The 16,923-nt window shown below is 63.3% G+C and carries 13 protein-coding genes and 1 tRNA gene; all 14 read right to left on the reverse strand.

Translation table 11 applies throughout. From position 1 onward, the window contains the following. A partial coding sequence (locus AC5P9F_RS20490) for a GTP-binding protein (RefSeq protein WP_143578653.1) occupies nucleotides 1-451 on the reverse strand: 451 nt, incomplete at its 3' end. Nucleotides 452-503: 52 nt separating this feature from the next. Then, entirely contained in the window at nucleotides 504-2,645 is a 2,142-nt protein-coding gene (gene fusA / locus AC5P9F_RS20495) for an elongation factor G (protein ID WP_005408207.1), read from the reverse strand. A 141-nt stretch (nucleotides 2,646-2,786) separates the two neighbouring features. Further along, complete coding sequence (gene rpsG / locus AC5P9F_RS20500) at nucleotides 2,787-3,260, reverse strand: 30S ribosomal protein S7 (RefSeq protein ID WP_004145321.1); 474 nt, start codon at nucleotides 3,258-3,260, stop codon at nucleotides 2,787-2,789. A gap of 12 nt (nucleotides 3,261-3,272) precedes the next feature. After that, nucleotides 3,273-3,647, reverse strand: a complete 375-nt coding sequence (gene rpsL, locus AC5P9F_RS20505; RefSeq protein ID WP_004145320.1) for a 30S ribosomal protein S12 — start codon at nucleotides 3,645-3,647, stop codon at nucleotides 3,273-3,275. A 324-nt stretch (nucleotides 3,648-3,971) separates the two neighbouring features. After that, nucleotides 3,972-8,192: a DNA-directed RNA polymerase subunit beta' gene (gene rpoC / locus AC5P9F_RS20510; protein ID WP_005412340.1), complete on the reverse strand. Its 4,221-nt coding sequence runs from the start codon at nucleotides 8,190-8,192 to the stop codon at nucleotides 3,972-3,974. A gap of 89 nt (nucleotides 8,193-8,281) precedes the next feature. Then, the gene (rpoB, locus tag AC5P9F_RS20515; protein WP_005408205.1) at nucleotides 8,282-12,436 is read right to left on the reverse strand and encodes a DNA-directed RNA polymerase subunit beta; all 4,155 of its coding nucleotides are present in this window, start codon (nucleotides 12,434-12,436) and stop codon (nucleotides 8,282-8,284) included. 363 nt (nucleotides 12,437-12,799) lie between these two features. Beyond that, nucleotides 12,800-13,168, reverse strand: coding sequence for a 50S ribosomal protein L7/L12 (gene rplL / locus AC5P9F_RS20520; protein ID WP_005408204.1), 369 nt, complete (start codon nucleotides 13,166-13,168; stop codon nucleotides 12,800-12,802). Between the two features lie 63 nt (nucleotides 13,169-13,231). After that, nucleotides 13,232-13,768 (reverse strand): 50S ribosomal protein L10, encoded by a 537-nt coding sequence (gene rplJ, locus AC5P9F_RS20525; protein WP_005408203.1) that lies wholly within the window; start codon nucleotides 13,766-13,768, stop codon nucleotides 13,232-13,234. 383 nt (nucleotides 13,769-14,151) lie between these two features. Continuing rightward, a complete protein-coding gene (rplA, locus tag AC5P9F_RS20530) occupies nucleotides 14,152-14,850 on the reverse strand; it encodes a 50S ribosomal protein L1 (RefSeq protein WP_004154350.1) in 699 nt (232 codons plus the stop codon). Between the two features lie 4 nt (nucleotides 14,851-14,854). Next, nucleotides 14,855-15,283 (reverse strand): 50S ribosomal protein L11, encoded by a 429-nt coding sequence (gene rplK / locus AC5P9F_RS20535; protein ID WP_004145248.1) that lies wholly within the window; start codon nucleotides 15,281-15,283, stop codon nucleotides 14,855-14,857. A gap of 286 nt (nucleotides 15,284-15,569) precedes the next feature. Continuing rightward, entirely contained in the window at nucleotides 15,570-16,130 is a 561-nt protein-coding gene (gene nusG, locus AC5P9F_RS20540; RefSeq protein ID WP_004154362.1) for a transcription termination/antitermination protein NusG, read from the reverse strand. Between the two features lie 10 nt (nucleotides 16,131-16,140). After that, nucleotides 16,141-16,554 carry a preprotein translocase subunit SecE gene (gene secE / locus AC5P9F_RS20545; RefSeq protein WP_005408202.1) on the reverse strand — a complete coding sequence of 138 codons (414 nt, stop codon included), beginning with the start codon at nucleotides 16,552-16,554 and terminating at the stop codon, nucleotides 16,141-16,143. Between the two features lie 49 nt (nucleotides 16,555-16,603). Further along, nucleotides 16,604-16,679: transfer RNA gene (locus AC5P9F_RS20550), tRNA-Trp, on the reverse strand. A gap of 103 nt (nucleotides 16,680-16,782) precedes the next feature. Continuing rightward, on the reverse strand, nucleotides 16,783-16,923 hold a 141-nt coding region (locus AC5P9F_RS20555; protein WP_487247787.1), incomplete at its 5' end, for an EF-Tu C-terminal domain-related protein.

Consider the following 16,923-nt stretch of genomic DNA (forward strand, 5'->3'; position numbering starts at 1 on the left):
CGACCAGCTCGAGCAGCTCGGCGTCGTCCACCATGTCGGCCTTGTTCAGGAACACGACGATGTACGGCACGCCGACCTGACGCGACAGCAGGATGTGCTCGCGGGTCTGCGGCATCGGGCCGTCAGCGGCCGAGCACACCAGGATCGCGCCGTCCATCTGGGCGGCACCGGTGATCATGTTCTTGACGTAGTCAGCATGGCCCGGGCAATCGACGTGGGCGTAGTGACGGACCGGGGATTCGTATTCGACGTGCGCGGTCGAGATCGTGATGCCACGCGCCTTTTCTTCCGGAGCGGCGTCGATCGAGGAGTAATCCTTGAACTCGCCACCGAAGCGCTCGGCACCGATCTTGGTCAGTGCGGCGGTCAGCGTGGTCTTGCCGTGATCGACGTGACCGATGGTGCCGACGTTGACGTGCGGCTTGGTGCGCTCGAACTTACCCTTTGCCATTGTTCTATACCTTGATTGTTCGTAAGTGGTTTCAAGAGAGGCTGAGCGAGGCTCAGCCCTTCTTCATGACGGCTTCGGCGATGTTGGTCGGAGCCGGCTCGTAGTGATCGAATTCCATGGTGAAGGTGGCGCGGCCCTGGGTCTGCGAACGCAGCGCAGTGGCGTAGCCGAACATTTCACCCAGCGGGATCATCGCGTTGATGATGCTGGCCGAACCGTCACCGGTGGTGTCGGAACCCTGCAGCACGCCGCGACGACGGCTGACGTCGCCCATCACGTCACCCTGGTAATCCTCCGGGGTCACGATCTCGACCTTCATGATCGGCTCCAGCAGCACCGGCTTGGCCTTGGCGAAGCCCTGCTTGAAGGCCATCGACGAAGCCAGCTTGAACGCCATTTCCGAGGAGTCAACGTCGTGGTACGAACCGAACACCAGCTTCACCTTGACGTCCACGACCGGGAAGCCAGCCAGCGGACCGCTGGTGATGGTTTCGCGCAGGCCCTTTTCAACCGACGGAATGAATTCCTTCGGGATCACGCCGCCGGTGATGTCGTTGATGAACAGGAAGTCGTCCTTGATGGCCGGAGCCAGCTTCGGATCGGCACGGTCGGCAGCGGTGATCGGCGACAGTTCGATCACGACGTGACCGTACTGACCCTTACCACCGGACTGCTTGGCGTGCTTGTAGTCCGACTTGACGTCGGCCAGGGTGATGGTTTCGCGGTAGGCCACCTGCGGCGCGCCGACGTTGGCTTCAACGTTGAACTCGCGCTTCAGGCGGTCGACGATGATGTCCAGGTGCAGCTCGCCCATGCCCGAGATGATGGTCTGGCCGGATTCTTCGTCGGTCTTGACGCGGAACGACGGATCTTCCTGCGCCAGACGGCCCAGGGCCAGACCCATCTTTTCCTGGTCCGACTTGGTCTTCGGCTCGACGGCCATCGAGATCACCGGCTCCGGGAACGTCATGCGCTCCAGGATGATCGGGGCGTCCACGGCGCACAGGGTGTCACCGGTGGTGGTGTCCTTCAGGCCCACGGCAGCGGCGATGTCACCGGCCAGAACTTCCTTGATTTCCTCGCGGTTGTTCGAGTGCATCTGCAGGATGCGGCCGATGCGCTCCTTCTTGCCCTTCACCGAGTTCAGCACGGTGTCGCCACCGTTCAGGGTGCCCGAGTAGACACGGAAGAAGGTCAGCGCGCCGACGAACGGGTCGGTGATGATCTTGAAGGCCAGCGACGAGAACGGAGCCTTGTCGTCGGACTTGCGGGTCATTTCGACGGTGTCGTCGTCAACGTCCACGCCCTTCACGTCCGGCACGTCGACCGGCGACGGCAGCAGCTGGATCACGCCGTCCAGCATGGCCTGCACGCCCTTGTTCTTGAAGGCCGAGCCGCAGTACATCGGCACGATCTCGGTCGCCAGGGTACGGGTACGCAGGGCGTTGATGATTTCGGCCTCGGCCAGCTCTTCGCCGCCCAGGTACTTTTCCATCAGCTCTTCGCTGGCTTCGGCAGCGGTCTCGACCATGAACTGGCGAGCCTCTTCAGCCGGGCCCTGCAGTTCGGCCGGGATTTCACCGTATTCGAACTTCATGCCCTGCGAAGCCTCATCCCAATGGATGGCCTTCATCTTCAGCAGGTCGACAACGCCCTTGAAGTTGTCTTCAGCGCCGATCGGCAGCTGCATCGGCACGGCAACCGCGCCCAGCTTGGCCTTCAGCTGGCCGACGACCTTCTGGAAGTTGGCACCGGTGCGGTCCATCTTGTTGACGAACGCGATGCGCGGCACGTGGTACTTGTTGGCCTGGCGCCACACGGTTTCCGACTGCGGCTGCACGCCACCGACGGCGCACAGGACGAAGACGGCACCGTCGAGCACGCGCAGCGAGCGCTCCACTTCGATGGTGAAGTCGACGTGCCCGGGGGTGTCGATGATGTTGAAGCGGTGCTCCGGCAGGGACTTATCCATGCCCTTCCAGAACGCGGTGGTGGCAGCGGACTGGATCGTGATGCCACGCTCCTGCTCCTGCTCCATCCAGTCCATGGTGGCGGCGCCGTCATGCACTTCACCGATCTTGTGGCTCTTGCCGGTGTAGAACAGGATGCGCTCGGACGTGGTGGTCTTGCCGGCATCGATGTGAGCCATGATGCCGAAGTTACGGTAACGCTCGATGGGAGTGGAACGGGCCACGGGAGCCTCTCAGATTTCTTGGATTTCGGATGGCCGAACGCCGCCTTTCGGCGGCCTTCGGATTGGCGCAGCCCTTCTGGGACCGCGAGGCAGCACGCACCGAAGTGGTGCTGCCCTGCCTGTTTTACAAGGCCGTCAAACTCACCAGCGGTAGTGGGCGAATGCCTTGTTGGCTTCGGCCATGCGGTGGGTTTCTTCGCGCTTCTTGATGGCGCCGCCACGGTTTTCCGAGGCGTCGATCAGTTCAGCAGCCAGCTTCTTCGGCATGGTGTTCTCGCCACGCTTGCGCGCGGAGTCGATCAGCCAGCGCATGGCCAGGGCCATCTTGCGCGACGAACGCACTTCGACCGGCACCTGGTAGGTGGCACCACCGACGCGGCGCGACTTGACTTCGACCGCCGGAGCGACGTTGTCCAGAGCCTTCTGCACCAGTTCAATGGCGTTGGCGCTGCTGTTCTTCTCGGTGATCACGTCCATGGCGCCGTACACGATCTTTTCGGCGACGGACTTCTTGCCGCTCTGCATGACCATGTTGATGAAGCGGGCGATGGTTTCGCTTCCGTGCTTCGGATCGGGCAGGACGGAACGCTGCGGAGTATTACCCTTACGCGACATAGTGCTCTCTCCTTATGCCTTCGGACGCTTGGCGCCGTACTTGGAACGGGCCTGGCGACGCTTGGCAACGCCGGCGGCGTCGAGCGAGCCACGAACGGTGTGGTAACGCACACCCGGCAGGTCCTTGACGCGACCGCCGCGGATCAGGACCACGGAGTGCTCCTGCAGGTTGTGGCCTTCACCACCGATGTAGGAAATCACTTCTTCCTGGTTGGTCAGGCGGACCTTGGCAACCTTGCGCAGAGCCGAGTTCGGCTTCTTCGGGGTGGTGGTGTAGACACGGGTGCAGACGCCACGGCGCTGCGGGCACTTGTCGAGCGCCGGCGAGGCACTCTTGTAGGTGGTCGCTTGCCGCGGCTTGCGGACCAGCTGGTTGATCGTCGCCATCAGTAGGTTCTTCTGATTGGTGGCCGGAAAATCCGGCCAGAGATGCGGAAATGTTAAAGCAGGCCAAAATTCTGGCCTGCTGAGACAGACGATTGTAGCAACCTGCCAGGAAAGCAGTCAAACGCCTCCTGTCAAGCCCGTTCCTGATCCCGGAACGTTACTGGGGGGCCTCCATGTACCCCGTTCAGGTTGGCGGGGTGAACCGCAAGCGGTCCACCCTGCCCTGCACCGGTAGAGTCGACTGTCAGTCGACTCTCGATAGCAGTCGACTGACAGTCGACTCTACCCGCCCGGGTGGTCCGGCCCTGAGGCCGGACCCGTGTTTCAGTCTTCCGAGGCCTGTTCAGCTTCGGCTTCAACCACCGGTGCCTCGACCGCGGCCGGGGTGCCGGCAAGGGTCTGCATTTCCGACTCGGTGAGGCCGGAAGCGCCGCGACGGCGGTTGCTGTGGTACGCCAGGCCGGTACCGGCCGGAATCAGGCGACCCACGATGACGTTTTCCTTCAGGCCACGCAGGTTGTCCGAGGTGCCGCGGACGGCCGCTTCGGTCAGCACGCGGGTGGTTTCCTGGAACGACGCGGCCGAGATGAACGATTCGGTCGCCAGCGAGGCCTTGGTGATACCCAGCAGGACCGGATCGAAGTGCGCCGGCAGCTCATTGCGGGCTGCAAGGCGGGCATTCTCCTCGATAACGCGCTGGCGCTCCACCTGTTCGCCGTTCAGGAACTTGCTGCTGCCCTGGTCGGTGATCTCGACCTTGCGCAGCATCTGGCGGGTGATCACCTCGATGTGCTTGTCGTTGATCTTCACGCCCTGCAGGCGGTACACGTCCTGGATTTCCTTCACCAGGTAGGCGGCCAGCGGTTCGACACCCAGCAGGCGCAGGATGTCCTGCGGGCTCGGCTCGCCGTCCACGATGGTTTCACCCTTGGTGACATGCTCGCCTTCGAACACGATGACCTGGCGGTACTTCGGGATCAGCTCTTCGTGCTCCGAACCATCGGTGTCCTTGATGATCAGGCGCTGCTTGCCCTTGGTGTCCTTGCCGAAGCTGATGATGCCCGAACGCTCGGCCAGCACCGCCGGATCCTTCGGCTTGCGGGCCTCGAACAGATCGGCCACGCGCGGCAGACCACCGGTGATGTCGCGGGTCTTCGACGCTTCCTGCGGGATCTTGGCGACCACGTCACCCACGCCGACGGCAGCGCCGTCCTGCAGGTTGACGATCGAGCGCGGCGGCAGCAGGTACTGCGCCGGCAGGTCGGTGCCCGGAATCGACAGGTCGTTGCCCTTGGCGTCGACGATGCGCACGATCGGGCGCAGGTCCTTGGCCTGGGTACCACGACGCTTCGGATCGGTGATTTCGCGCGACGCCAGGCCGGTCAGCTCGTCGGTCTTCTCGATGACGGTGATGCCGTCGACGAAGTCGATGAAGCGGATGAAGCCGGCCACTTCCGACACGATCGGGTGGTTATGCGGATCCCAGTTGGCCACGGTCTGGCCAGCCTTGATCGCATCACCGTCCTTGGACGTGATGGTCGCACCGTACGGCAGCTTGTAACGCTCACGCTCACGGCCGTGGGCATCGAGCACCGAGATTTCGCCCGAGCGCGACACTGCCACCAGCGAGCCGTTGGCATGCTCGACCGACTTGAGGTTGCTGAACTTGACCGAGCCGGTGGTCTTGACGGTGATGTTGTCGACCGCAGCAGCTCGCGACGCCGCACCACCGATGTGGAACGTACGCATGGTCAGCTGGGTACCCGGCTCACCGATGGACTGGGCGGCGATGACGCCGACCGCTTCACCGATGTTGACCAGGTGGCCACGGGCCAGGTCGCGGCCGTAGCAGCGCGAGCAGACGCCGAAGGCCGATTCGCAGGAGATGGTCGAGCGGACCTTGATGGTCTGCACGCCGGCATCTTCCAGCTTGGCAACCCAGGCTTCGTCCAGCAGGGTGTTGCGGGTGACGATCGGATCTTCGTCGTTGCCCGGCAGGAACACGTCCTCGGCAACCACGCGACCCAGCACGCGGTCCTTCAGCGGCTCGACCACGTCGCCGCCTTCCACGATCGGGGTCATGATCAGGCCTTCGGTGGTACCGCAATCCACCTCGGTGATCACCACGTCCTGTGCCACGTCGACCAGACGACGGGTCAGGTAACCCGAGTTCGCGGTCTTCAGCGCGGTATCGGCCAGACCCTTACGGGCACCGTGGGTGGAGTTGAAGTACTCCTGCACGTTCAGGCCTTCGCGGAAGTTCGCCTTGATGGGCGTCTCGATGATCGAGCCGTCCGGGCGGGCCATCAGGCCACGCATGCCGGCCAGCTGACGGATCTGCGCCTGCGAACCACGCGCACCGGAGTCGGCCATGATGTACAGCGAGTTCATCGACTTCTGGTCGATGGTCTCACCCTTGGCATTGACCACCTTCTCGGTACCGATGGTGTCCATCATCGCCTTGGCGATGCGCTCGTTGGTGCGCGACCAGATGTCGACCACCTTGTTGTAGCGCTCGCCGGCGGTGACCAGGCCCGACTGGTACTGCTCCTGGATTTCCAGCACTTCGGCTTCGGCCTCGGTGAGGATGCCCTTCTTCTCGTCCGGGATCAGCATGTCGTCGATGCCGATCGAGACGCCGGCGCGGGTCGCGTACGCGAAGCCGGTGTACATCAGCTTGTCGGCGAACACGACCGTGTCCTTCAGGCCCAGCTGGCGGTAGCTGGAGTTGATCAGGCGGCTGATGTTCTTCTTGGTCAGCTCGGTGTTGGCCAGCGCGAACGGCAGGCCTTCCGGCAGGATTTCAGCCAGCAGGGCGCGACCGATCGTGGTGTCCACGATCGAGGTCTTGTTCTGCTTGTTGCCGTCTTCGTCGGTCACCACTTCGGTGATGCGGACCTTGACGCGCGCGTGCAGTTCCACCACGCGGTTGTCGTAGGCACGCTTCACTTCGGCGATGTTGGCAAAGGCCATGCCCTCGCCCTTCTTGTTTTCCAGCGAGCGGGTCATGTAGTACAGACCCAGCACGACGTCCTGCGACGGCACGATGATCGGCTCGCCGTTGGCCGGCGACAGGATGTTGTTGGTCGACATCATCAGCGCACGCGCTTCCAGCTGGGCTTCCAGCGAGAGCGGCACGTGGACGGCCATCTGGTCACCGTCGAAGTCGGCGTTGAACGCGGTGCAGACCAGCGGGTGCAGCTGGATGGCCTTGCCTTCGATCAGCACCGGCTCGAACGCCTGGATACCCAGACGGTGCAGGGTCGGCGCACGGTTCAGCATCACCGGGTGCTCGCGGATGACCTCTTCCAGGATGTCCCAGACTTCGGCTTCTTCGCGCTCGACCAGCTTCTTGGCGGCCTTGATGGTGGTGGCCAGGCCACGACGCTGCAGCTTGGCGAAGACGAACGGCTTGAACAGCTCGAGCGCCATCTTCTTCGGCAGGCCGCACTGGTGCAGGCGCAGGTACGGGCCGACCACGATGACCGAACGGCCCGAGTAGTCGACGCGCTTGCCGAGCAGGTTCTGGCGGAAGCGACCCTGCTTGCCCTTGATCATGTCGGCCAGCGACTTCAGCGGGCGCTTGTTGGTGCCGGTGATGGCACGGCCACGACGGCCGTTGTCCAGCAGCGCATCGACCGACTCCTGCAGCATGCGCTTTTCATTGCGCACGATGATGTCCGGCGCGCTCAGTTCGAGCAGGCGGCGCAGGCGGTTGTTGCGGTTGATGACGCGGCGGTACAGGTCGTTCAGGTCGGAGGTCGCGAAGCGGCCGCCATCCAGCGGGACCAGCGGACGCAGGTCCGGCGGCAGCACCGGCAGCACGGTCATGACCATCCATTCCGGACGGTTGCCCGATTCCAGGAAGGCTTCGATCAGCTTGATGCGCTTGGTGAGGCGCTTGAGCTTGGTTTCCGAACCGGTAGCGGCGATTTCCTCGCGCAGGCGGGTCATTTCCGACTGCAGGTCGATCGTGCGCAGCAGTTCGTACACGGCCTCGGCGCCCATCGCGGCGTCGAAGTCGTCACCGTGCTCCTGGCGGGCCTGCAGGTACTGCTCCTCGGTCAGCAGCTGGCGGCGCTCCAGGGCGGTCAGGCCCGGCTCGGTCACCACGTAGGCTTCGAAGTACAGCACGCGCTCGATGTCGCGCAGGGTCATGTCCAGCATCAGGCCGATGCGCGACGGCAGCGACTTGAGGAACCAGATGTGCGCGACCGGCGAGGCCAGGTCGATGTGGCCCATGCGCTCGCGGCGCACCTTGGCCAGGGTCACTTCGGTACCGCACTTTTCGCAGACCACGCCGCGGTGCTTCATGCGCTTGTACTTGCCGCACAGGCACTCGTAGTCCTTCACCGGGCCGAAGATGGCGGCGCAGAACAGGCCGTCGCGTTCCGGCTTGAAGGTACGGTAGTTGATGGTTTCCGGCTTCTTCACTTCGCCGAAGGACCACGAACGGATCAGGTCCGGCGAAGCCAGCGCGATCTTGATCGCGTCGAAGTCCAGCGTCTGGCGCTGCTGGTTGAAGAGGTTGAGCAGGTCTTTCATGGTGTTCTCCAGAAGGAGGAATGCTGTGTCGATGGGCTTTCAGTTCACTGCCAGCGGCGCGGCGGCGTTGACCGCCGCGCCGGCATGGATCAGTTGTCTTCCAGTTCCATGTTGATGGCCAGCGAGCGGATTTCCTTCACGAGCACGTTGAAGGATTCCGGCATGCCCGCGACCATCTCGTGCTCACCGTCGACGATGTTCTTGTACATCTGGTTGCGGCCCTGCACGTCATCGGACTTCACCGTCAGCATTTCCTGCAGGGTGTAGGCCGCGCCGTAGGCTTCCAGCGCCCAGACTTCCATTTCACCGAAGCGCTGGCCGCCGAACTGCGCCTTGCCGCCCAGCGGCTGCTGGGTGACGAGCGAGTACGGACCGGTCGAACGGGCGTGCATCTTGTCGTCGACCAGGTGGTTCAGCTTCAGGTAGTGCATGTAACCCACGGTGGTGTGGCGATCGAACGCTTCACCGGTGCGGCCGTCGTACAGCTGGGTCTGGCCACTGCTCGGCAGGTCGGCCAGTTCCAGCATGCGCTTGATTTCCGCTTCGGTGGCGCCGTCGAACACCGGGGTGGCCATCGGCACGCCGTCGGTGAGGTTACGGGCCAGGCGCAGCAGTTCCTCGTCGCTGAACTGCGACAGGTCGACACGGTTGGCCACGTTGGTGTCGTCGTGGTTGTAGATGTCGTCCAGGAACTTGCGCAGGTCGGCAACCGCCGCCTGGGCTTCCATCATCGCCTGGATCTTGCGGCCCAGGCCCTTGGCAGCCCAGCCCAGGTGCACTTCCAGGATCTGGCCGATGTTCATACGCGACGGCACGCCCAGCGGGTTCAGCACGATGTCCACGGTTTCGCCCGAGGCCATGTACGGCATGTCCTCGACCGGCACCACGTTGGAGACCACACCCTTGTTGCCGTGGCGGCCTGCCATCTTGTCGCCCGGCTGGATGCGGCGCTTCACGGCCAGGAACACCTTGACCATCTTCAGCACGCCCGGGGCAAGGTCGTCACCGGCGGTGATCTTGCCGCGCTTGTCGGCGAAGCGACGCTCGAATTCCTTCTCGTGCGCCTGGATCTGCTTCTGCGCGCGCTCGATGGCTTCCGAAGCGTCCTCGTCCTTCATGCGCAGGGCGAACCAGTCAGCCTTCTTCAGGCCGTCCAGGAAGGCGTCGGTGATCACGTCACCCTTCTTCAGGCCAGCGCCACCGTTGACCACCTTGCCCACGATCTGCGAACGCAGACGCATGTAGATGGCGGCTTCCAGGATGCGGAACTGGTCGTCGAAGTCCTTCTTGACGCGCTTGATTTCAGACTCTTCGATCTGGCGGGCGCGCTTGTCCTTCTCGATGCCGTCGCGGGTGAAGACCTGCACGTCGATGACGGTGCCGTCCATGCCCGGCGGAACGCGCAGCGAGCTGTCCTTAACGTCCGAAGCCTTCTCGCCGAAGATCGCGCGCAGCAGCTTCTCTTCCGGGGTCAGCTGGCTTTCGCCCTTCGGGGTGACCTTGCCGACCATGATGTCGCCGGCGCGGACTTCCGCACCGATGTACACCACGCCGCTCTCGTCCAGGCGGTTCAGCGCCTGCTCGGAGACGTTCGGGATGTCGGCGGAGATTTCCTCCGGCCCCAGCTTGGTGTCACGCGCGACGCAGGTCAGCTCTTCGATGTGGATCGTGGTGTAACGATCCTCTTCCACCACGCGCTCGGAGAGCAGGATGGAGTCTTCGAAGTTGTAGCCGTTCCACGGCATGAACGCGATCAGCATGTTCTGGCCCAGGGCCAGTTCGCCGATGTCGGTGGACGGACCGTCGGCCAGCACGTCGCCGCGGGCGATGACGTCACCCACCTGGACCAGCGGACGCTGGTTGATGCAGGTGTTCTGGTTCGAACGGGTGTACTTGACCAGGTTGTAGATGTCCACGCCTGCATCGGTAGCGCCAACGATCTCTTCCTCGTTGACCTTGACTACGATGCGGGCCGCGTCGATCTGCACGATCTCGCCACCACGGCGGGCGTTCACGGTCACACCGGAGTCACGCGCCACGGCGCGCTCGATGCCGGTACCGACCAGCGGCTTCTGCGCACGCAGGGTCGGCACCGCCTGACGCTGCATGTTGGCGCCCATCAGTGCGCGGTTCGCGTCATCGTGCTCCAGGAACGGAACCAGCGCGGCCGCGATCGACACGGTCTGCATCGGCGAGACGTCCATGAAGTGGACTTCCGCCGGCGGCTTCAGCAGCGATTCGCCCTGGAAGCGGCACGGAACGAACTGCTCGGTCAGGGTGCCCTTGGCGTCGGTCAGCGCGTTGGCCTGCGCAATGACGTACTCGTTTTCTTCAATCGCCGACAGGAACTCGACTTCGTCATAGACCTTGCCGTCCACGACCTTGCGGTACGGAGTCTCAAGGAAACCGTACTGGTTGGTGCGGGCGTACACGGCCAGCGAATTGATCAGGCCGATGTTCGGGCCTTCCGGGGTTTCGATGGTGCAGACGCGGCCGTAATGGGTCGGGTGCACGTCGCGCACTTCGAAGCCGGCGCGCTCACGGGTCAGGCCGCCCGGGCCCAGGGCCGAGACGCGACGCTTGTGGGTCACTTCCGACAGCGGGTTGTTCTGGTCCATGAACTGCGACAGCTGCGAGGAGCCGAAGAACTCCTTGATGGCAGCGGCAACCGGCTTGGCGTTGATCAGCTCCTGCGGGGTCAGGCCTTCGGACTCGGCCATCGACAGGCGCTCCTTGACCGCGCGCTCGACGCGGACCAGGCCGACGCGGAACACGTTTTCGGCCATTTCGCCGACCGAACGCACGCGACGGTTGCCCAGGTGGTCGATATCGTCGACCACGCCGCGACCGTTGCGGATCTCGGTCAGGACCTTGATCACGTCCAGGATGTCGGAGCTGTCGCCGTGGGCGGCGACCAGGCGCTTGGACTCTTCGTCGTTGCGCTCACCGAAGTACTTGCTGTCGTACAGCACGGCTTCGCCGGTGGTTTCCTTGCGGCCCACGCGACGGTTGAACTTCATGCGGCCGACCGCGGACAGGTCGTAGCGCTCGAAGGTGAAGAACAGGTTGTGGAACAGGTTCTGCGCAGCGTCCTTGGTCGGCGGCTCGCCCGGACGCATCATGCGGTAGATCTCGACCAGGGCTTCCAGCTGGGTCTTGGTCGGGTCGATGCGCAGGGTGTTGGACAGGTACGGGCCACGATCCAGATCGTTCACCCACAGGGTGCCCACGGCATCCACACCGGCCTTGCGGAAGGCCTGCAGCTGCTCGTCGGTGATCTCGTCATTGGCCTGGGCCAGCAGTTCGCCGGTCGAGGCGTCAACCACGTCGTGCGACAGGATGCGGCCGACGATGTAGTCGTCCGGCACGGCCAGGGCGGCGATGCCCGAGGCTTCCAGCTGCTTGATGTGGCGCGCGGTGATGCGCTTGCCGGCTTCCACGATGACCTTGTCGCCGTCGGCGAGGTCGAAGCCCAGGGTTTCGCCACGCAGGCGCTCCGGCACCAGCTCCAGCTGGACGCCTTCATCCGGGTTGATGTGGAAGGTGTTGATCTCGAAGAACTCGGCCAGCATCTCTTCGTTGCTGTAGCCGAGCGCGCGCAGCAGGATCGACACCGGCAGCTTGCGGCGACGGTCGATACGGGTGAACAGCGCGTCCTTCGGGTCGAACTCGAAGTCCAGCCAGGAGCCGCGGTAAGGAATGATGCGGGCGCTGTACAGCAGCTTGCCCGAGCTGTGGGTCTTGCCACGGTCGTGGTCGAAGAACACGCCCGGCGAGCGGTGCAGCTGCGAGACGATGACGCGCTCGGTGCCGTTGACGATGAAGGTGCCGTTCTCGGTCATCAGCGGGATTTCGCCCAGATAGACCTCCTGCTCCTTCACGTACTTGATGGCCTTGGTCGACGACTCACGGTCGTAGATCACCAGGCGCACGGTCACGCGCAGCGGGGCGCCGTAGCTCATGCCACGCTGGCGGCACTCGCGCTCGTCGAAGACCGGTTCGCCCAGCTTGTAGCCGACGTATTCCAGGGCAGCGTTGCCGCTGTAGCTGGCGATCGGGAAGACCGACTTCAGCGCAGCGTGCAGGCCGTGGTCCGTGCGCTTGGCCGGATCGACGTTTTCCTGCAGGAATTCACGATAGGAATCCACCTGGATGGCGAGCAGGAACGGCACTTCGAGAATCGAGCGCTGCTTGCCGAAATCCTTGCGGATACGCTTTTTTTCGGTGAACGAATAGGACGTCATGAGGTCTTCCACCTTGTTGTGCGGATCGTGCGCCCACGATCCGAAGGGAACTTGAAATTGTCAGTTGGAAGTCGCTGGTATTGCCGGCACCAGCACGCCTTCTCCCGCTACTTCCAACTGCCAACTCGTCTGCTACCACGCCCCTGCTGCCGCGCACTGCGCTGGCCGGCGGGGTTTGACTGCAGCCCGTGTTGGGCTTTTTGCTGCATTTGAAACGGTAGAGTCGACTGTTAGTCGACTTCCTTCACAGCAGTCGACCAACAGTCGACTCTACCGACACCGCAACAACGACCAAAGGCCGGGGGCTTACGCCCCCAGCCTTGGCTGCATCGCCGTGAATCGGTGACGATGCAAGGTAACTGCTTACTTGACTTCGACAGTCGCGCCAGCAGCTTCCAGGTCCTTCTTCATCTTCTCGGCGTCTTCCTTCGAAGCGCCTTCCTTCAGGACGCCACCGGCTTCGGCCAGGTCCTTCGCTTCCTTCAGGCCCAGGCCGGTGATGGCGCGGACGGCCTTGATGACTTCGACCTTCTTGTCGCCGGCCGACTTCAGGGTGACGGTGAACTCGGTCTGCTCTTCAACAGCAGCGGCCGGGCCAGCGGCAGCAGCCACGGCAACCGGAGCAGCGGCGGAGACGCCGAACTTCTCTTCGATGGCCTTGACCAGCTCCATCACTTCCATCAGGGACTTCTCGGCGATGGCGTCGACGATCTGTTCGTTGGTAAGGGACATGATTAATACCTTTGGATGATTTTCTGGGTTGAGGTTCCGTCAGGAACCACGGTAAGTCGAAACTCAGGCGGTCTCGGCGGCCGGTTCGGCAGCGTCGGCGGCGACGTCGCCACCACCCTGCTTCTCGCCAACGGCCTTGATGGCGCGGGCAAACATCGTGACCGGCTCGGTCAGGACGCGGGCCAGCATGGCCAGGGCCTGGTCGCGGGTCGGCAGCGAGGCCAGCACGTCGACGTGGCTTGCCGGGAACACTTCGCCACCGATGGCGACGACCTTAGCCTTCAGCTTGTCGTTGCCCTTGGCGGCTTCCTTGATCAGGCGACCGGCAGCGCCGGGCTCCTCGAGCGAGAACGCGTACAGCAGCGGACCAACCATCTGGTCCTGGGCGACTGCGAACTCGGTGCCTTCAACGGCGCGCGAAGCCAGGGTGTTCTTGACAACCTTCAAGAAAACACCGGTTTCACGAGCCTGCTTGCGCATCGCGGTCATCTGGGCGACCGTGGTGCCAGCGTATTCGGCTGCGATCAAGGAGTGGGCCTTGGCGGCGACGTCTGCCAGCTCGGCGACTACTTCTTGCTTCTGGGACAGATTGAGAGCCATTGCACTCCTCCTATTGAACTCCGCTTACGGCTCCTGCCGTGTGCGGTCCTGTGCGGCATCCGTCCTGGACGCCGGGAACATCGGGATGATGTTCCGGGGGTGGGCCGTTCCAGACCTGGAGGCAATCAGGGAAATCCCAGACGTGCGTGAACCAGAAAAACTCCAGAAGGGCACCATCTACGCAGGGTGATTCCGGGGAATCGATTAAGCGCTCATGACTGCTCCGGCGGCGACTCCTTGCCAGATCGAGCTTCCGTGCCCGTCGCCGGTATTGCCACGACCGCGCCTGCGGTCTTTGACGGCTACCGCGGGCGATGCACTGCCAACGATGCCTTCAAATGTCACGGTCACGGCACCGAAGGTACCGTGACCGCTTGAAACAATTACTTCAGGGTCAGCGACGACTGGTCGACGGTGACGCCCGGGCCCATCGTCGAGCTGACCGAAACCTTCTGCAGGTAGGTGCCCTTCGAGGTGGCCGGCTTGGCCTTGATCAGGTCAAGCAGCAGCGCGGTCAGGTTCGACTTCAGCGCGTCTTCGGCGAAGTCGGCCTTGCCGATGGTGCAGTGGATGATGCCGGCCTTGTCGGTGCGGTAACGGACCTGACCCGACTTGGCGTTCTTCACGGCTTCACCCGGGTTCGGGGAAACGGTGCCGACCTTCGGGTTCGGCATCAGGCCGCGCGGACCCAGCACGGTGCCCAGCTTACCGACGACGCGCATGGCGTCCGGGGTCGCGATGACGACGTCGTAGTTCAGATCGCCGGCCTGCATCTTCTCGGCCAGATCATCCATACCGACGGCTTCGGCGCCAGCGGCCAGGGCTTCATCAGCCTTGGCACCGGCCGGAGCGAACACGGCGACGCGGACCGACTTGCCGGTACCGGCCGGCAGCACGGTGGAGCCACGAACCTGCTGGTCGGACTTCTTCGCATCGACGCCCAGGCGCACAGCGACGTCGATCGACTCGACGAACTTGGCCTTGGTGGCGCTCTTCAGGATGTTGATCGCGTCCTCGAAGGCGTATGCCTTGCCCGGAACGACGGCGGCCTTGATGGCCTTCTCACGCTTGGTCTGTGCCATCTTATTAACCCTCCACCACGAGGCCCATGGAACGGGCAGAGCCAGCGATGGTACGCACGGCGGCGTCCAGATCGGCGGCAGTCAGATCCGGTTCCTTCGCCTTGGCGATCTCTTCCAGCTGCTTACGGGTGACCTTGCCGACCTTCTCGGTGTTCGGGCGCTTGGAGCCCGACGAGATGCCAGCGGCCTTCTTCAGCAGGGTGGTGGCCGGGGTGCTCTTGGTGATGAAGGTGAACGTACGGTCCGAGTAGGCCGTGATGATCACCGGAACCGGCAGACCCGGCTCGAGCTTCTGCGTGGCAGCGTTGAACGCCTTGCAGAATTCCATGATGTTCAGACCGCGCTGACCCAGCGCAGGACCGACCGGCGGCGAGGGGTTGGCCTGACCGGCCTTCACCTGCAGCTTGATGTAACCGACAACTTTCTTTGCCATGTGAGTACTCTCCGGGTGCTAGCGCCTTTCGACAACAGGCTCCCCATCGGACCGGGAATCACGCGTCCCGGCATCGCGTTTTGAAATCATGCTGAAGGCCACCTTGCGGCGGCCTCGTCCTGCTGGCTTCCCAGCGGGGAGCCGCGCACTATATCAGGTTTTTTCTTCACATGCCTGAAGCAGCATATAAACGGACGAAACCGGGCAAGGCCCGGTTCCTGGTTCCATAGAGTCGAGCTTGCTCGACCGATCAGCAAAGTCGAGCAAGCTCGACTCTACAGCTGGATCAGACGGCCTTTTCGACCTGGCCGAACTCGAGTTCGACCGGAGTGGCACGACCGAAGATCAGCACCGAGACGCGCAGACGGCTCTTCTCGTAGTTGACCTCTTCGACGACGCCATTGAAATCGTTGAACGGGCCGTCGGTGACGCGGACCATCTGGCCCGGCTCGAACAGCACCTTCGGACGCGGCTTCTCGACACCTTCCTGAACGCGGTTCAGGATGGCTTCGGCCTCGGAATCGGCAATCGGCAGCGGACGGTCGGCGGTGCCGCCGATGAAGCCCATCACGCGCGGGGTTTCCTTGACCAGGTGCCAGCTTTCGTTGTCGATGCGCGGAATACCGGCTTCTTCGTGGGTCTCGATCTGGACCAGCACGTAACCCGGGAAAAACTTGCGCTCGGAGCGGCGCTTCTGGCCAGCGCGCATCTCGACCACTTCTTCGGTCGGGACCAGGACATCGCCGAAGCGCTCTTCCATGCCGTCACGGACGATGCGATCGCGCAGAGCCTGCGCCACCGACTTCTCGAAGCCCGAATAGGCGTGAACGACGTACCAACGCTTCATGCAATTCTCCTTAGCGGCTCAGGAACAACTGAACCAGCCACTGAATGACGTAATCGAACCCACCCAGCAACAGACTGAGAATGGTCACCACCACCATCACGACCCAGGTCATGCGGATGGCTTCCTGGCGCGTCGGCCAGACCACCTTGCGCAGTTCGAAGCGCGACTCGGAGAGGAATTCGCGGGTGTCGCGCCCCTTGCCGGTCAGCATGAACACGCCGATACCGCCAACCAGACCGACCACGACCGCCAACGCACGCAGCTGACCCGCCCACGCACCCAGCTGGGTGGCGCGACCGGAGTCGGCGGAGAACCAGAACCAGACGAACAGACCGGCCAGCACCAGCAGCGATGCGGCGACGTACTTGACGATATCCCCGCCGTTGGCGGAGTTGTCCTTGGAGTGTTCGATCTTGCTATTCATCCGGCTGTGTCTGCTTTAGCGGCCCAGGCCGCTGGATAAGGTGGGCAGATGGCACGCCAGGAGGGACTCGAACCCCCAACCTGCGGTTTTGGAGACCGCTGCTCTGCCAATTGAGCTACTGGCGTACGTGTTGAAACTTGCCTTCCCTTAGACAGCGAAGGCGGACCGAGGTTCCCGGCCCGCCATTCGCGTAACCGGCGGCGCTATACAACCACCGGTACTGCAGGCTTACTCGATGATCTTCGAGACCACGCCGGCGCCGACGGTACGGCCGCCTTCGCGGATGGCGAAGCGCAGGCCTTCGTCCATTGCCACCGGGTTGATCAGGGTGACGACCATCTTGACGTTGTCACCCGGCATCACCATTTC

This window comes from Stenotrophomonas sp. YJH_SMC_4 (assembly GCF_059371575.1).

Bases quoted from the DNA above. Each gene is read 5' to 3' on its own strand.
- rpsG (WP_004145321.1), bottom strand. From the start codon at position 3,260: ATGTCGCGTAAGGGTAATACTCCGCAGCGTTCCGTCCTGCCCGATCCG.
- rpsL (WP_004145320.1), bottom strand. From the start codon at position 3,647: ATGGCGACGATCAACCAGCTGGTCCGCAAGCCGCGGCAAGCGACCACC.
- rpoC (WP_005412340.1), bottom strand. From the start codon at position 8,192: ATGAAAGACCTGCTCAACCTCTTCAACCAGCAGCGCCAGACGCTGGAC.
- rpoB (WP_005408205.1), bottom strand. From the start codon at position 12,436: ATGACGTCCTATTCGTTCACCGAAAAAAAGCGTATCCGCAAGGATTTC.
- rplL (WP_005408204.1), bottom strand. From the start codon at position 13,168: ATGTCCCTTACCAACGAACAGATCGTCGACGCCATCGCCGAGAAGTCC.
- rplJ (WP_005408203.1), bottom strand. From the start codon at position 13,768: ATGGCTCTCAATCTGTCCCAGAAGCAAGAAGTAGTCGCCGAGCTGGCA.
- rplA (WP_004154350.1), bottom strand. From the start codon at position 14,850: ATGGCACAGACCAAGCGTGAGAAGGCCATCAAGGCCGCCGTCGTTCCG.
- rplK (WP_004145248.1), bottom strand. From the start codon at position 15,283: ATGGCAAAGAAAGTTGTCGGTTACATCAAGCTGCAGGTGAAGGCCGGT.
- nusG (WP_004154362.1), bottom strand. From the start codon at position 16,130: ATGAAGCGTTGGTACGTCGTTCACGCCTATTCGGGCTTCGAGAAGTCG.
- secE (WP_005408202.1), bottom strand. From the start codon at position 16,554: ATGAATAGCAAGATCGAACACTCCAAGGACAACTCCGCCAACGGCGGG.